This is a genomic window from Paenarthrobacter sp. NPDC091711, from assembly GCF_044756605.1.
GTDB lineage: Bacteria > Actinomycetota > Actinomycetes > Actinomycetales > Micrococcaceae > Arthrobacter.
In genome coordinates this window covers 41,544-57,729 of sequence record NZ_JBIVTF010000009.1, presented here as the reverse complement: position 1 = coordinate 57,729, position 16,186 = coordinate 41,544, and the positions used below count along the sequence as shown (strand labels likewise).

The 16,186-nt window shown below is 62.8% G+C and carries 12 protein-coding genes and 1 tRNA gene; 12 read left to right on the top strand and 1 reads right to left on the bottom strand.

Annotated features, from left to right (window positions below; translation table 11 throughout):
- The first annotated feature begins 107 nt into the window (after positions 1–107).
- From ACIQH5_RS14445 to ACIQH5_RS14420, 6 genes are read left to right on the top strand one after another with little or no spacing between them, the layout of a single operon-like run.
- Entirely contained in the window at positions 108–1,520 is a 1,413-nt protein-coding gene (locus ACIQH5_RS14445; protein WP_400404466.1) for an FAD-binding oxidoreductase, read from the top strand.
- Positions 1,521–1,577: 57 nt separating this feature from the next.
- Positions 1,578–3,230 (top strand): ABC transporter substrate-binding protein, encoded by a 1,653-nt coding sequence (locus tag ACIQH5_RS14440; RefSeq protein ID WP_400404464.1) that lies wholly within the window; start codon positions 1,578–1,580, stop codon positions 3,228–3,230.
- Positions 3,227–4,180 (top strand): ABC transporter permease, encoded by a 954-nt coding sequence (locus ACIQH5_RS14435; RefSeq protein ID WP_400404462.1) that lies wholly within the window; start codon positions 3,227–3,229, stop codon positions 4,178–4,180. Before ACIQH5_RS14440 ends, ACIQH5_RS14435 begins: the two co-directional genes overlap by 4 nt.
- Complete coding sequence (locus ACIQH5_RS14430; RefSeq protein WP_400404460.1) at positions 4,177–5,031, top strand: ABC transporter permease; 855 nt, start codon at positions 4,177–4,179, stop codon at positions 5,029–5,031. The genes ACIQH5_RS14435 and ACIQH5_RS14430 overlap by 4 nt, the downstream gene beginning before the upstream one ends.
- Position 5,032: 1 nt before the next feature.
- Positions 5,033–6,736 (top strand): ABC transporter ATP-binding protein, encoded by a 1,704-nt coding sequence (locus tag ACIQH5_RS14425; RefSeq protein ID WP_400404458.1) that lies wholly within the window; start codon positions 5,033–5,035, stop codon positions 6,734–6,736.
- Positions 6,733–7,932, top strand: a complete 1,200-nt coding sequence (locus ACIQH5_RS14420) for a PLP-dependent aminotransferase family protein (RefSeq protein ID WP_400404456.1) — start codon at positions 6,733–6,735, stop codon at positions 7,930–7,932. Before ACIQH5_RS14425 ends, ACIQH5_RS14420 begins: the two co-directional genes overlap by 4 nt.
- Before the next feature lie 123 nt (positions 7,933–8,055).
- On the opposite strand, the gene ACIQH5_RS14415 is transcribed toward ACIQH5_RS14420, so the two are convergent.
- A tRNA-Leu gene (locus tag ACIQH5_RS14415) sits at positions 8,056–8,138 on the bottom strand.
- Between the two features lie 375 nt (positions 8,139–8,513).
- Here ACIQH5_RS14415 and ACIQH5_RS14410 point away from each other — a divergent pair.
- Genes ACIQH5_RS14410 through ACIQH5_RS14385 form a run of 6 tightly spaced genes read left to right on the top strand, consistent with a single transcriptional unit; the run spans position 8,514 to position 16,183 of the window.
- The gene (locus tag ACIQH5_RS14410) at positions 8,514–9,263 is read left to right on the top strand and encodes an FhaA domain-containing protein (RefSeq protein WP_400404454.1); all 750 of its coding nucleotides are present in this window, start codon (positions 8,514–8,516) and stop codon (positions 9,261–9,263) included.
- A gap of 5 nt (positions 9,264–9,268) precedes the next feature.
- Positions 9,269–9,748, top strand: a complete 480-nt coding sequence (locus ACIQH5_RS14405) for an FHA domain-containing protein (protein ID WP_024818875.1) — start codon at positions 9,269–9,271, stop codon at positions 9,746–9,748.
- Positions 9,749–9,751: 3 nt separating this feature from the next.
- Entirely contained in the window at positions 9,752–11,464 is a 1,713-nt protein-coding gene (locus ACIQH5_RS14400; RefSeq protein WP_400404452.1) for a PP2C family protein-serine/threonine phosphatase, read from the top strand.
- Complete coding sequence (locus ACIQH5_RS14395) at positions 11,461–12,891, top strand: FtsW/RodA/SpoVE family cell cycle protein (RefSeq protein ID WP_400404450.1); 1,431 nt, start codon at positions 11,461–11,463, stop codon at positions 12,889–12,891. Before ACIQH5_RS14400 ends, ACIQH5_RS14395 begins: the two co-directional genes overlap by 4 nt.
- Positions 12,888–14,345 carry a penicillin-binding transpeptidase domain-containing protein gene (locus ACIQH5_RS14390; protein WP_400404447.1) on the top strand — a complete coding sequence of 486 codons (1,458 nt, stop codon included), beginning with the start codon at positions 12,888–12,890 and terminating at the stop codon, positions 14,343–14,345. The genes ACIQH5_RS14395 and ACIQH5_RS14390 overlap by 4 nt, the downstream gene beginning before the upstream one ends.
- Entirely contained in the window at positions 14,342–16,183 is a 1,842-nt protein-coding gene (locus ACIQH5_RS14385; protein WP_400404445.1) for a protein kinase, read from the top strand. The genes ACIQH5_RS14390 and ACIQH5_RS14385 overlap by 4 nt, the downstream gene beginning before the upstream one ends.
- The last annotated feature ends 3 nt before the right edge of the window (positions 16,184–16,186 follow it).

The window sequence follows — 16,186 nt, the reverse complement described above, 5'->3', positions numbered from 1 at the left end:
GCTAACTTTTGAAGAACCCGTCATTTGTGACCGGGAAATCCATCAAAAGCCTTTGGGTGCTTCACGCAGGAATGCCTTGTCATGCACCCGGACAGAGAGACGCCGGCATGACAACACAGCAACTCACCGAAGACCACACCTCAATCCAGACATATGTCCAGGAACTCCGGCGCCAGGTTGATGGCATCGAGGTTCTTGAACCCGGCACCGGGACCACCCGCTACAGCCACGACGCAGCCACCGCCAAAACCGCAGCCGCAAGCGGAAACCCGGGCCCCGCCGTCGTGCTTCCCTCCTCAGCCGCGGAAGTTCAGACGGCCGTAAGACTCGCCGCGGAACTCGGCCTTACCGTGGTCCCACGCGGGGCCGGAACGGGTTTGTCTGGCGGCGCCACAGCACGCCACGACCAAGTGGTCATCTCCACTGAGAAGCTGACTGCCATCATCGAGGTGTCGCCCCTGGATGAGGTGGCGGTTGTAGAGCCAGGTGTCATCAATGCCGATTTGAATAAGCACCTTGAACCATTTGGACTTTTCTATGCGCCCGACCCTGCAAGCTACGACATTTCATCAATTGGTGGAAATATCGCGACCAATGCGGGCGGGCTCCGCTGCGCCAAGTATGGGGTGACCCGGGAGTCCATCCTGTCTCTGGACGTCGTTCTCCCGGACGGTAGCCTCATCAGTGTTGGTCACCGCTCCATCAAGGGCGTCACGGGACTGGATCTGACCTCGTTGTTTGTGGGTTCGGAAGGCATCCTGGGCATCGTCACCAAGGCAACGGTCCGTCTCCGCCCCATCCCCGTGGCCCGCAAGACGGTCAGCGCGTTCTTCAACAGCACCGCTGAAGGCACGGACGGGCTGGCAGCCATCACCTTGTCGCCCGTGCGCCCGGCCGCGATCGAGTTCTTCGACACCCCTAGTCTGGCTAATATCGACGCCCACTCAGGGACCAGCCTGCGGGAACGCGGTGCCGCGCTGATTCTCATCGAGATCGATGGTTACGGCATCGGCGACCAAGCGGCGGACCTCGCCACCGCGCTCAGTGCGGTTGGTGGCCGCGTCACCGTGGAGTCCGACGACGACGGCGTGCGGCTGTGGGAACTGCGCCGCAGCGGCCGCGGTCTCCCGCAGGACAAGTGGTACATCGGCGAGGACATCGCCGTTCCCAAGTCCCAACTGCCCAAGGTTTACGCCGCTTTCCCGGCCTTGGAAGCGCGCTTCGGCGTGGACATCTCGGCGGTATCGCACGCGGGCGACGGGAACCTTCACCCGCTGATCACCAAGGACAAAGCGCCCGACGACGGCGCGAACCCGCCTGCCTCCCTCCTGGAAGCTGCCACTGAACTGGTGAAGGTGGCGCTTTCGCTCGGCGGAACTGTGACCGGCGAGCACGGTGTGGGCACCATCAAGCGCGAATGGGCGGCCCTGGAACTCTCGGAGCGCAGCCGCGAGGTACAGCATGCCATCAAGGCGGCAATCGACCCTCAACAGACCCTCAATCCCGGCAAGGCCATCTAAGCGCCCTGCCCGCAACACCCCCAACGCAATCCCCCCAACGCATCAGGAGCACACCCAATGAGTACCTTTAGCACCCCCGAATTCCGCAGGCGGGCCTTCCTTGCAGGCCTCGGCGCACTGTCCACCTCGGCCCTGGTCACCGCGTGCGGCGGCACAACGGCCAGCACCGGTGCAGGTTCCACAACTCCCGTGGACGGCGGCAACATCACCTTCCTCATCCAGGGCTACGACACCGGCTGGGTCTCCAGCAAGACGTCCATCTCCAGCTATGAGGGCAACCTCTGGGGCCAGATCACGGACAAGCTGGTGTACGTCAATGAGAAGGGCGAGTTGAGCCCGTGGGTTGCTGAGAGCTGGGAAGAGCTCAACGGCGCCAAGGACTTCGTGATCCACCTGAAGAAGGGCGTGACCTTCTCCGACGGGACACCGCTGGATGCAGCGGCCGTGGTCGCCAACCTCAATGCCTGGGCCAAGGGTGATTCCACGCGTGGTATCAGCAAGGTGGGCCTCTTCCCTTCCAGTAACTTCGTGTCGGCAGAGGCCTCGGATGCGGAAACGGTGAAGGTGGCCTTCTCCTCTCCCGCACTGGGCTTCATCGCCACGCTGGCGTACCACGGCTGCATCCTGCTCTCCCCGAAAACCTTGGCTCTGCCGGTGGAAGCCCAGGCGGACCTCAGCCAGGAGATCGGCAGCGGCCCGTTTGTGGTCAAGTCCTGGAAGCAGGGTGACAGCTACGTCCTGGAGAAGCGCAAGGACTACAACTGGGGTCCGGCAGCGCTCGGCCACACCGGTCCGGCACGCCTGGACACCATCACGTACAAGGTCATCAAGGACACATCAGTCCGGACCTCCACGGTGGTTTCCGGCCAGGCCGAGGTTGCCTTCAACGTTGAGCCGCAGGAAATCGAGTCGCTCAAGGCACAGGGCTTCACGGTGGGTACGCCGCGCTACCTGGGGTTTGTGGACGGTTTCCAGGTGAACACGCAGGCCTTCCCCACCAACGATCCCGCCGTTCGCAAGGCTATCCAGCACGGCATTGACCGCGAAGAGATCCTCAAGACCGTCTACACCAGCGACTGGAACGCGGCCACCACGTTCATCCAAGGCAACGTCCCGGAAGCAGGCGAGTTCAGCGACTCCTTCACGTTCGACGCCGACAAAGCCAACAAGCTCCTGGACGACGCCGGCTGGGCTTCCGGATCGGATGGCTACCGCACCAAGGACGGCAAGACCCTCGAATTCACCCTCACTCCGAACCCCTATGTACCGTCCACCAAGGCCGAGGACGAGCTCATCGCCCAGCAGCTCAAGAAGGTGGGTATCAAGGTCAACCTCAAGGTTGTGGACGTTGCCGGCTACGCGGCTGTGCAGGCCAGCAAGCCGCCGCTGTTCCAGACCTCACGCAGCTTCGTCGACGTCGGTACGGTGGCCGGAGTCCTGACAAGCCAGAACAAGGGCGAAGACTGGTTCGGACTTGGAACCAGCGATCAGAAGCTCAACGACCTCTCCACTGCGATCGCCACGGCTTCGGACCGGGCATCCCGCGAGAAGGTCGCCGACGAGCTCCAGCAATACGTCCTGGAGCAGGGCTACTTTATCCCTCTTAACCAGCTCGTCCAGCGCCTCTACCTGATCAGCCCGAAGATCAAGGATGTCCAGTACAACGGCCTTGCGTACGCCAACTTCTACACCGCTTGGATCTCGCAGTGACCAGCGATTACAAGCGCTTTGCGTTGACCCGCGCGGGTCAGGCGGTCGTCGTCGTTCTTCTGGCCTATGTCCTCACGTTCCTGGTGATCAGCGTCCTCCCCGGTGACGCCATCACCAACACCCTCCGGGACCCGCAGCACGGACTGAGCGAGGAAGACATCCAGCGGATCGTGGCGTTCTACGGCTTGGACCAGCCCGTGATCGTGCAGCTGCTGCTCTCCCTGGGACGGTTCCTCACGGGAGAGCTGGGATTCTCGCTTCAGTCCAACCTTCCGGTCTCCCAGATCGTGGGAGACGCGTTGCCTTCCACGCTCACTCTTGCCACCAGCGCGCTGCTTATCGCCATTGTTTTCGCAGTGGTCATCGCGTATGGCGCCCAGTATCTGCCAGGCAAGTGGGCAGCTATCGTCCGCTCCATTCCTTCGTTCTTCCTGTCGGTTCCCAACTTCGTGATCGGCCTGGTGCTGATCGAGTTCTTTGCTTTCCGGCTGCATTCCTTCACCACCACAGATCCCAACAGCCCGGTGGCAACGCTGTTCGCAGCAGTCACTTTGGCCATTCCGGTCTCCGCACCGCTGGCCGAGGTCTTGATTGCGAGCTTGGACCACGAATCCCGGCAGGAGTACGCCCTGGTGGCCAGGTCCCGGGGTCTTACCGAGGCCAAGCTCTTCTCCAAACATCTGGTGAAGCCGTCGGCCCTGCCCTCCGTGGCCATGGTGGCGCTCATTGTCGGCGAGCTTCTGGGTGGCTCCGTTATTACCGAGACGATCTTCGGCCGTGACGGCATCGGCACCGTTGTCCAGAAAGCGGTGACGGGAGAAGACCAACCAGTGCTTCAAGCCGTGGTCTCCCTCTCGGCCGTGGTCTTCGTGGCCGTCAATCTCGTGGCCGACCTCGCGTCGCCATTGCTCGATCCGCGCGTAAAACTCCGGGAGAAGGTGGGCGCATGACTGCCACGCTTGGCTACACCCAACTGCGCAATGTTGGAACAGCATCCAAGAAGCTCACCGCGGGACTGCCTCCAGTCACCGTGATCCTGTCCTTCGCGGTGGTCCTGCTGGTCATCCTGTGGTCACTTGTCCCGGGTTTCTTCACATCGTTCAGCCCGGTCACGGGCGATACCGCGAGCAAGCTGGCGGCACCGAGTGCCGCACACTGGTTCGGCACGGACTACCTCGGGCGCGACCAGTACGCACGCGTCGTCTACGGCACGGCGTCCTCCGTCACCAGCGCTTTGGTTGCGGTGCTCATCGGATTGATAGTGGGCAGCATCATTGGGCTCGCCAGCGGATTCCGCGGCGGCTGGCTGGACTCCGTCCTGGGCCGGTTCGTTGATGTCCTCCTTGCCATCCCCGGATTCCTGCTGGCCGTGGTCATCGTCAGTTCGCTGGGTTTCCAAACCATCAACGCCGCCATCGCCACCGGAGTGTCTGCCGTCGCGGTCTTTGCACGGTTGATGCGCGCGGAAGTGATGCGCGTCCGCAACGCCACGTACGTGGAGGCGTCCTATCTGGAAGGCGGAAACCGGCTGCACGCCCTGCTCGGCCACATCCTTCCCAACGCCTACAGGTCCGTTCTGGTACTGGCGGTGCTCCAGTTCGGCACGTCCATCCTGATCATCGCCTCGCTGGCCTTCCTGGGCTACGGCGATCCGCCCCCGGCCTCCGACTGGGGTCTCCTGGTGGCCTCGGGCAAAACCTACGTAACCGCTCCATGGCTCGTGTACGCGCCGGCGCTGGTCATCGTGGTCACCGTACTGTCCGTCAACCGCATCAGCCGCTGGCTGCGAAAGGCGAAATGACATGACCCTGAACACCAAGGACCGCAACGTGTCCGCAGACCTATTAACAGTGCAAGGCTTGTCCATCGCCTACGGTCCCACCGCGGTGGTCCATGACGTCTCCTTTTCTGTAGCCAAAGGCGAGAGCCTGGCGCTCATCGGAGAGTCGGGATCGGGCAAGTCCACCATCGCCAAGGCCATCCTCCGGTTGCTTCCCCACGGAGAAGCGACGGCCACGGGGCGTGTAGCGCTCAACGGACAGGATGTCCTGGCGCTGCCCGAGAAGCATTTCCGTCCCCTCCGCGGCCGGGAACTGGGCTTCATCCCCCAGGACCCTGCATCGGCATTGAACCCCGTGCGAACCATCGGCGCACAGGCTCACGAGGCCGCCGCGCTGCTCGGCGAAACAGATCCAACGGTCCGCCGCACGAAAATCCTGGACGTACTGGAACAAGTGGGCCTCCCGGACCCTGCCCGGGTTTACGATTCCTACCCGCACCAGCTCTCCGGCGGCATGCTCCAGCGCGTGCTGATCGCGCTCACGGTGTTGCCTCGTCCGGCGCTGATCGTGGCTGACGAACCAACTTCCGCCTTGGACGTGACGGTCCAGAAGCTCATCCTGGACATGCTGACCGAGCTCCGCCGCGAGCTGGACATCAGCCTGCTCCTCATCACGCACGACCTCGCGATTGCCGCCGAGCGCGCCGATTCCCTGGTGGTGCTGAAGGACGGCTCGGTGCAGGAAAGTGGACCGTCCCTGGAAGTATTCGCTTCGCCTGCCACCGACTACGCGCGGAGCCTTCAGGCCGACGTCCCGGCACTCCACCCGGACCGGTACAGGAACCAGCGCATCACCTTGACACCAGCGCACGACGGCGGCTCCCGCACCCCGACGTCCAGCGCGCCGGACGCCGGGCTCCAGATCGATGTCCGTGGTGTGACCAAGCGCTTCTCGGCCGGCGGAAAGGACGTCCTCGCCTGCGAGGGGGTGTCCTTCTCCGTGGAACGCGGGCGGACGCACGCGCTCGTCGGCGAGTCCGGGTCCGGTAAAACCACCGCGGTCCGGCTGTTGCTGGGTCTTGAACAGCCGGACGGTGGGGATATTACGGTAGCGGGCCAATCGACGTCGGGCCGTTCCAGGGCCGATGTCCGCGAGATCCGCCGCCACCTCCAACTGGTCTACCAGAACCCCTTCACGTCCCTTGACCCCACGTGGCGAGTGGGCAGGATTGTCCGCGAACCACTGGATCAGTTTGGTGTAGGCACCAAGGCAGAGCGTGCCCAGCGGGTTCGCGAGGCTTTGGAAGCCGTGGGCCTACCGTCCGAGGTGGCTTCAAGGCGGCCCGCACACCTGTCCGGCGGCCAGCGGCAACGGGTGGCGATCGCCCGGGCGCTGGTGGTGCGGCCCGACGTCGTGGTTTTGGATGAACCCACCTCCGCGCTGGACGTCAGCGTTCAAGCGGGAATCCTTGAGCTGCTGTCCAAACTGCAACGTGAGCTGGGCCTGACGTACTTGTTCGTCTCGCACGATCTTGCGCTGGTGCGGCAGGTAGCTGACTCCGTATCGGTCCTGCGGCGCGGCCAAGTGGTGGAGGACGGTCCTGTGGAGGAGATCTTCCACCGACCGCAGCATCCCTATACCCGCGCCCTCCTTGAGGCGATTCCCCTGGCGTCCGTGGCCCCGGAGCCGGCAGCCGACCAACAACTAGCGAAGGCAACAGCATGACCGTGAACCTGATATCCACCCGTCGGCCCGCACTCATCGAGGCCTTTACCGCCCCCAAGGGCTTTGGGGACCAGACGCTGCGTGATCGTCGGGCAGATGCCATCGAGCTTCTTGGTGGCATTCCGGATCCCAGCGTCCTCCCAACGGAGGAATTGGCTGCCGCCACAGCACGTGTGCTGGCCAAGCCCGGCGTCCCTGCGCTCCAATACTCACGGACAGAGGGTATTTCGCCGCTGCGGGAGTGGATCGCAGAACGCGAAGGCGTCTCCGTTGACCGGATCCTCATCACCAACGGCGGCTTCCATGGACTTTCCTTGGCCATCCAGTCCGTGGTGGAACGCGGCGACCTGGTGGCCGTGGACAACCCGATTTTCCCGCTGTTCCTCCGCGGGCTCCAGCTCTCTGATGCAAGGACCCTGCCGGTATTCGTAGGTCCGCAGGGCCTGGACGTCGATCATCTCTCGGACCAGCTCAGGGGCGGTGCCCGACCATCCGCCCTATATACAGTGCCGGACTTCCACAACCCATCCCAAGGCACGCTGTCCGGAGAGGCCCGGAAAGAACTCGTGCGGCTGGCGGAACACTACGGATTCGTGGTCCTGGCGGACAACCCCTACCGTGAGCTTCGCTTTGCCGGCGAGCAGGAAAGTGTGGAGGAGTTCAATAACTCTGACCACGTCCTCCACATCAACACCTTCACCAAGACACTGGGGCCTGGATTGCGCCTTGGTTGGACCGTGGCACCAGAGCGCCTGGCACGTGATCTGGTGGCTTTGCGCAGCCGCCAGGATTCCCACAGCTCCACGCTGGTCCAGGCCATCATCGGGGAACTGGTCACATCCGACCCCGAAATCTTCGACGCAACCCTGGACCGGGCCCGCGCCCTGTACCGGAACCGCGCCGAAACGCTGGTCGCCGCGCTGCACCGGGAAGCTCCGGGAGCTTTTGAGACTGTTCTCCCGGACGGCGGACTGTTCCTCTGGCCCAAACTGGCAGACGACTCCGTGGACCCAGAGCAACTCGCCGCTGATGCCAGCGCAGAAGGGGTGGAGTACCAGCGGGGTTCGTTCTTCCCCTCGGGGCCCGGAACGGACGCTGACCGGCACCTGCGCCTGGCGTACGGCGACGTTGCGGAGTCAAAGCTGGAGGAAGCGGCTGCGCGACTGGGACGAGCGCTGAAGCGGCAAGTTCCGTAGCCCCACCCAACTAGGTCGCAGTTGAGGTCGTTCCCAGCGCTCAGAACGGCCTCAACTGCTACCTACTTGGGCGCGGAAAAACAAAAGAGCCCCGATCCTAAGACCGGGGCTCTTTCACTTGCGTGCGCGAGGGGGGATTTGAACCCCCACACCCTTTCGGATACTGGCACCTGAAGCCAGCGCGTCTGCCGTTCCGCCACTCGCGCGCAACTTCTTTTTCCGGACTTCCACTGGTCTCCCAGCTTCGTTTCCTTCAAAAGCAGCGAGATCAAGCATAACGGACATCCGGAGCAAAACACCAATCGACCACTGCGAGGAGCCTGTGAACAGACCCGGACTGCCCCAACAACAGCTGAACCTCACTAAAATTTCAGCCCCCGCCTCCCGCGCCACCATGGGCCGGAAACGAACTTTTCTGGGTCGCAAGGCGTTGTGGATTAAGGCCATTCCCAGTCAGTCCCAGTAGTATCGGGAAGTGGAAGGGCCGTCAGGCGCGTACTTCGCTGTGTGCGCGGACGGAGCAATGGGCGGACTATCGGACCAGGCACAACGGGTGCCGCGGCAAGGAAAGGAGAAGGACCATGGGTTTGCTGGACAAAGTCGAGCGCGGCATTGAAAAGGCCGTCCGCAACGTCTTCTCCACGGGGTCGCGGGCACGTGTTGAGCCAGTGGAGATTGCAAGCAAGCTGAGGCGCGAGTTGGACAACAAGTCCATCACCATCGCTGCCGGACGGACGCTGGCTCCGAATGTTTTTGATGTCCTGCTCAGTGACGAGGACTTTGCCCGGGCCCAGGAATGGGGAACCCCGCTGGCAGAGGAACTTTGTGACGTTGTTATCCAGCATGTCCGGAGCCAGGGCTACACGCTCCAAGGCGCCGTCCGCATTTCGTTCCGTCGCAACGACGAAGAACGTGCCGGACATTTTGAGATCACTTCCCGGACAGAGAAATCATCCGATGACGCCGCTCCTGCCCCACAGGCTCCCCGATCCAACGTTCCGGCTGCGCCGGCACGCCAGCCCACCCGCCTCCAGCCAGTCCTGGATATCGGTGGCCAGCGGTATTCCCTCAACGCCCGGTCCGTGGTGCTGGGCCGCTCCTCCGAAGCGGACATTCTTGTGGACGACACCGGGGTTTCACGGAAGCACCTTGAGGTCCGCACCGAGAATGGCAGCACGTGGGCCGTTGATCTCGGCTCCACCAACGGCAGCTACGTCAACGGACATAAAGTGAACGGCAGCGTGGAGCTCACAGACGGCTCAACCATCACGATGGGACGTACCAAGATCATTTTCCGCCTCCTCCCCCAAACCCCGGGTGGCCACGCGTGAACGACATCAGCGAACTGACAATCACAGCTCTCCGCTTCGGTTTCCTTCTTCTGTTGTGGGTCCTGATTTTCAGCATTGTCACCACCATGCGCCGCGACTTCCAGATTGGCCGAAAGGCCGTCACTGGTGTTCCCACGGCGCGCGAAGTCCGCAAGCATCCGGAACTTGCGGCCTCGCCGCCGCCGGCAATCCAGCATGCCCGCACTTTGGTGGTCACTGAGGGCCCCCTCAAGGGCACCACGGTTCCCCTCGCGGCCAGCCCCATCCTGCTGGGCCGCGCGCAGGAAGCCACGCTGGTCCTGGAGGACGACTACGCTTCCGGCCGGCACGCACGCCTGTTCCCGCAGGGCAGCCGCTGGTTCATCGAGGACCTGGGCTCCACCAACGGCACCTACCTGGCCGATCAACAGCTCACCCGCGCCTTGCCGGTTGAGCTTGGCGTCCCCGTGAGAATCGGCAAGACGGTCATTGAATTGAGGCCGTAGTCCATGGCCTCCCCCGAGACCCCCAAAGGCCAGGAAAAGCCTGCGGAGCGCCCGCTCATCATGCGCTACGCCGCTCGTTCCGACGTCGGACGGATCCGCTCCAAGAATGACGACTCCGCCTATGTGGGCCGTCATCTCGCAGTGGTGGCCGACGGTATGGGCGGTCACGCCGGCGGCGATGTCGCTTCCGCTTCAACAGTTCTGGACATGATCCACCTCGATCATGATGACTACCCGGAGGGTGCGGACACCGTCCTGGCGGACGAGATCCAGACCGCCAATTCCCTGCTTTCCGAGCTGGTGCACCAGAATCCCAAGCTTTCCGGCATGGGCACCACAGTGACAGCCCTGCTTCTAGAGGGCCGGAAGCTCCACTTCGCCCACATTGGCGACTCCCGTGCCTACAGACTTCGCAACAAGAAGTTTGAACAGGTCAGCATTGACCACACGTTCGTGCAGCGGCTCATCGATGAAGGCCGCCTCCGCCCGGAGGAAGCTGAAACGCATCCGCACAAGAATGTCCTGATGCGAGTCCTCGGCGACGTCGACGCCAGCCCTGAGCTGGATCTGGACGTCCTGGATGTTGAGCCCGGCGAACGCTGGCTGCTCTGCTCGGACGGACTCAACTACGTAGCCGGCCACGTCGTGGAGCGCATGGTCCGTGAGACCAAGGACTTGCGCGAATGTGCCGAGATCCTTGTTGACCTGACGCTGGAAGCGGGCGCCCCGGACAACGTCACCGTAGTGATGTTGGAGATTGCGGAGGAGACCGACGACGACGTCAACACGGCCGCCGTCGACGTCGTTCCGGCTGCGGCGCTTGCCGTGCTTGACGAGCCCGAGGCAGTCACGGCCACCAAGTCACCCGACGGTCCTTCCGCGACCAAGGCAGCTGAGGACAGCAAGTCCGAACCCAGTACGCGGGCCGCTCTGGAAGCAGATGCTGGGTCCTCGTTCAGCGCGGGCGATCCGGACGACAAACAAGAAGACGCTGAGGGCGCATCCAAGGGCGATTCCACAGAGCCTCCCGCCACCACTGACCCGCATCTGGGCGAGCATTTGTCGGCGGAAGTGCTGCGTGAGGAATTGGCCAGCCGTCCCCATGAGCTTGTTGGTGCTGCCGCGACAGCTGCGGAGACGGGTTCCATTCCTACCGTGGCCGGCCGCACTGTCGCCCGGAGGGCAGCTACTGTCCTGACGCATAAAGCTGAGCAGGACCGTGTTGAGACCGAAGAGCCGCCGCGTCGTCGCGTGCGTTGGTTGATGCCAGCCGTCGCCGCCGTTGTTGTCTTAGGCGTGGTGGTGGGCCTGTGGCTTGGCTATGCCTGGACCCAGACGCGCTACTACGTGGGCGAATACGATCAGCGGGTGGCGATTTTCAACGGGATCTCGCAGAGACTCGGCCCCATTCAGCTTTCCCGGCTCGAAGCCGTAACCGACATCAGGGTGGAATCATTGCCGGAATACGGCCAACAGAGCGTACGCCAGACAGTACCGGCGGGCGATCTCGACAGCGCGCAAGGCATTGTGGAGAACCTCCGGAACACCGGCAGCGCCTCAGCGAATTGCCCGGGCACGCCCACACCCACACCCACTGCAACAGGCTCGGCATCCCCTTCACCGGCGCCTACCGCCACTGTGCCCATTCCCAGCACGGCTGCTGTTGCCAGCCCTACTCCTTCGCCCGTCCCGACTCCCTGTGAGGCGGCCAAATGATGCAGACTGAGATAGCCCCCAAGCCCCGCCGGAACGTTGAGCTGGTGCTCATTGTCCTTGCCCTTGCCGTGGGCATCGGTGCCAGCGCATTGGTGAGCATCAACTCGGAAGTCGGGTTGGACAGCGACTTCTGGTTCCAGTCCAGCCTCTTGGCCGTTGCTGCTTTCGCCTTCCATGTTGTCCTCAGGCTCCGCGCAAAGTATGCAGACCCGGTAATACTTCCCATCGTCGTGGCACTCAATGGGCTCGGCTTGGCGTTGATTCACCGTATGGATGGTCCCGGGGACGATACCGGCAACAACCAGCTCCGGTGGACCCTCATTGCCATGGCAGTCTCCATTGCCGTGATCTGGTTCCTCAAGGATCACCGGATCCTTCGCCGCTTCACGTACATCTCCCTGGCAGTCAGTGCTTTCCTACTGCTTCTCCCGTTGATTCCCGGCATCTCGGCCGGTGAAATCCTTGGTGCCCGCGTGTGGATCCGTGTTGGCCCCATGACGTTCCAGCCCGGTGAAATCGCCAAGATCACTCTTGCCATATTCTTTGCCGGGTATCTGTCTTCCAACCGCGATCTCATTCTGTTGGCAGGCCGGAAGATCGGCCCCATGCAGTTCCCGCGCTTCAAGGACCTCGGCCCCATGATTACCGCCTGGCTGGTGAGCATTGGTGTGCTCGTCTTCCAGCGGGACCTGGGATCCTCCATCCTCTTCTTCGGCCTGTTCATTGTGATGATTTACGTGGCCACCAGCCGGATCTCGTGGGTGGTCATCGGCTTGCTGCTGATTCTGGGCGGCGGGTTCATCGCCTCCCAGATCTTCTCCCACGTCGCATTCCGCATCGATAGCTGGATTAATGCCTTCACGCCGGAGGTCTTCGGCAGGTCTCCCGGAGGCAGCGGGCAAATTGTTGAGGGCTTGTTCGGCATGGCTGACGGCGGCCTGGTGGGTACTGGCCTTGGTCAGGGCAGGCCGGACCTGGTGCCGTTCGCCAACAGCGACATGATTGTTGCCCTCATCGGTGAGGAACTCGGCCTCATTGGCCTCTTCGCTGTGGTGATGCTTTACCTGCTGCTCTTCACCCGCGGCTTCCGCGCTGCTTTGGGCACCCGCGATGCGTTCGGCAAGCTTCTTGCCTGTGGCCTGTCCTTCGCGATTGCCCTGCAGTGCTTCGTGGTGATCGGCGGAGTTACCCGGCTCATCCCGTTGACCGGCCTCACCACTCCGTTCCTCGCGGCAGGCGGCTCCTCGCTTCTGGCCAACTGGATCATCGTGGGCCTGCTGCTCATGATCTCCAATACGGCCCGCGGCCCGGTGGACACCACTCCCATGGTCAACAAACCACCGGCAAGCAGCAGCACGCCCGGCACACGCAAACCGGCCACAGGACAGACACCCAGCGCACCAACAGAGGCGGTGAAGCAACAATGAACCAGGCTATTCGCAGTAGTTGGATGGCTGCCGTCGCCATGTTCGCGTTGATCTTCGGCGCCATCAGCTACGTCCAGGTGATTGGTGCTGATGACCTCAATGCCAACCCTTGGAACCAGCGCGCCGTTTTGGCTTCCTTCTGCAACGAGCGCGGCTCCATCATTGTGGGTGGAAAGCCGGTGGCGGAGTCGGTTCCCGGCACGGAGTCCTGCGCCTTCCAGCGCCAGTACAACCAGCCCGAGCTTTATGCCGGCATCACTGGATACTTCTCCAAGTTCTTTGGTTCCACCGGCCTGGAACAGTCCATGGGGGAAACCCTGGCAGGCAATTCCGATCAGCTGTTCCTGGATCGCATGAGCCAGATGTTCTTGGGCAAAGAGCCCAAGGGAGCGTCCGTGGAGTTGACCTTGGATCCAGCCCTCCAGCAGTTGGCCATGGATCTGATTCCTGAAGGCCAGCGCGGTTCCATTGTGGTGACCAACCCCAAGACGGGCGCCATCCTGGCAATGGCTTCCAAGCCGACATACAACCCCAACTTGATCGCCACGCACGACCGAACCACTGCGGAAGCCAACTACGCACAGCTGAACCAGATTCCCGGTATCAACCTGAACCAGAACGTCAGCGGCCCCACCGGCAATCTGTTGTCCCCTGGTTCAGTCTTCAAACTCATTGATACTGCTGCTGCCCTGAACTCCGGCAAGTACAACAAGGACAGCGAGCTGCCGAACCCCAGCAGCCTTCCCTTGCCCGGAAGCAGTGCCAGCCTGCCAAACTACGCTGGCGGCAACTGCAACGTCCGCGAAACTGCGTCCTTCGCCTTTGCCCTTGAGCAGTCGTGTAACACCCCGTTTGCCAGCATCGCGCTTGACCTCGGCCAGGACGCCATTCGCGAACAGGCGCAGAAGTTCGGCTTCGGTCAGGACTTCGGTGACCAACTCAAGCTGCAGCAGGCCGTCAGCGTCTTCCCGGAGGACCTGGACCAGGCCCAGTTGGCCCAGTCATCGGTGGGTCAGCGCGACGTCAAGGCCACACCGCTGCAGATCAACATGATGACGGCAGCCATCGCCAACGGCGGGGTGCAGATGAAGCCGAACCTGATTGAGGCCGTTCGAGCGCCTGATCTGCGCGTCATCAACGAGCCCAAGCCTGAGACGCTCCGCACCAGCACCACGCAGCCCATCGCAAATCAGATCACTGAGTGGATGACCAGTGCTGTGGACAATGGCATTGCCAAGGGTGCAGCCGTTCCAGGCGTCAAGGTGGCCGGTAAGACCGGCACCGCCGAGCTCGGCGATTCAGGTTTGAACAATTCTTGGTTTACCGGGTTCGCCCCGGCAAACGACCCGCAAGTGGCCGTCACCATTGTCATGGAGAGTGTTGACGTGCTAACCGGGGCCCAGCTAACCAGTCCGAACGCAAAGAAGATTTTTGAGGCGGTGTTGAATAAGTGAGGCCTACTTCAGGAATCACACTCGGCGGCAGGTTCCAGCTGACCAGTCGCATTGCGATTGGCGGCATGGGCGAGGTCTGGAAGGCCAAGGACCAGATCCTCGGCCGGATCGTTGCCATCAAGGTGCTCAAGGAGGAATACACGGGTGACCCCGGTTTTCTCCAGCGCTTCCGTGCCGAGGCGCGTCACACCGCCCTCCTCAACCACGTGGGCATCGCCAACGTCTTCGATTACGGCGAGGAAGCCGGTTCGGCCTACCTGGTGATGGAGCTTGTGCCCGGACACCCGCTGAGCGGCATCCTTGAGCGCGAGCAGGTGTTGTCCCCGGACATGACGCTCTCCATCATTTCGCAGACAGCACGCGCCTTGGCAGTGGCTCACGCCCAAGGTTTGGTCCACCGCGACATCAAGCCGGGAAACCTGCTGATTACGCCGGACAACCGCGTCAAGGTCACGGACTTCGGCATCGCCCGGTTGGCAGATCAGGTTCCACTCACGCAGACCGGACAGGTGATGGGTACCGCCCAGTACTTGGCCCCGGAGCAGGCCACGGGCCAGACGGCTACGGGGTCCTCGGATATCTATTCCTTGGGCGTCATTGGTTATGAGTGCCTCACCGGGCACCGTCCGTTCACCGGCGAATCGCAGATCGCCATTGCCCTCGCCCAGGTTAATGACGCACCGCCGCCCCTTCCGGAGACGCTGCCAACTCCTGTGCGCGCCCTGCTGATGTCCATGCTGGCTAAGGATCCCAAGAACCGTCCGGCCAATGCCATCAAGCTGGCTGAAGCCGCTGAGGCCATCCGCAATGGTGACATCGCCACGGCACACGCCGCCGTACCCGGCATGCTGTTGTTCGAATCCACCACCGGACCCATCACGGCACCGGTGGACACCGCAACGGCACCCACCGGCGTCGTCTCCTCGCCTTATGGCAAGGAGCAGTCGACGACGGCGACGTCCGCACTTCCGGTGCTGGGCGCCGGCGCTGCCGGAGCTGCTCTGGGAGCCGCTGCCGCGTCTTCTGATAACCCCTTGACGCGTGCGAACGCCCTTGAGGCTGAGCGGCAGCTCAACGACGACGAAGTGGTCTACACCGACGACGAGAACTTCGATGACGCTGAGCCGGAACGCAAGAAGCGCAGCCCGTGGACGTGGCCCTTGGTTGCCCTGATCCTCCTGGTCCTGTTTGCCTTGGTTGGTTTCCTGATTTCCCAGTCGGGATTCTTCTCACCGAACCCCGCACCCAGTGAGTCCACCACCACCAGCACCAGCCGGAGTGCCAGCCCTACCTCTACCTCGGCTACTCCGACGCCCAGGCCTACAGAGACAAGCGAAGCGCCGCAGCCCACTCAGTCGGAGCCCCAGAAGATTAACGTCATCCCGGAGCAGTACCAGGGCCAGCCTTTCCAGACGGTCAGTGGGCAGCTTCGCGCTTTGGGTCTCGGCGTGGACGGTAAGGAAGTCTTCGATGCAACGGCTCCTGCGGGAATCGTCATCAGCCTGAACCCCACAGGGCCCGTGGACCCGGGGCAAACCATCACCGTGACCTACTCCAAGGGCCCGGAATTGGTGGCTGTTCCCGCCATCGCTCCAGGGGTGGACGAAGCCCAGGTCCGGCAAGCCATTGAAGGAGCCGGACTGCAGTGGGTGGCCGGAGAACCCGTCAACGGTGCAATTGGCCAGCAGCCCGGAACGTTCGTCCGGTCCTCACCTGCAGCCGGAACCCAGGTTGCCGCTGGTTCAACGGTCACGTACTACCTGTCCAAGGCTCTGGTGCCCACCGAGCCTGAGACGCCCAGGTCCACGCCCAGCGGCTCCGGCAGCCCGAGAAACTAACTA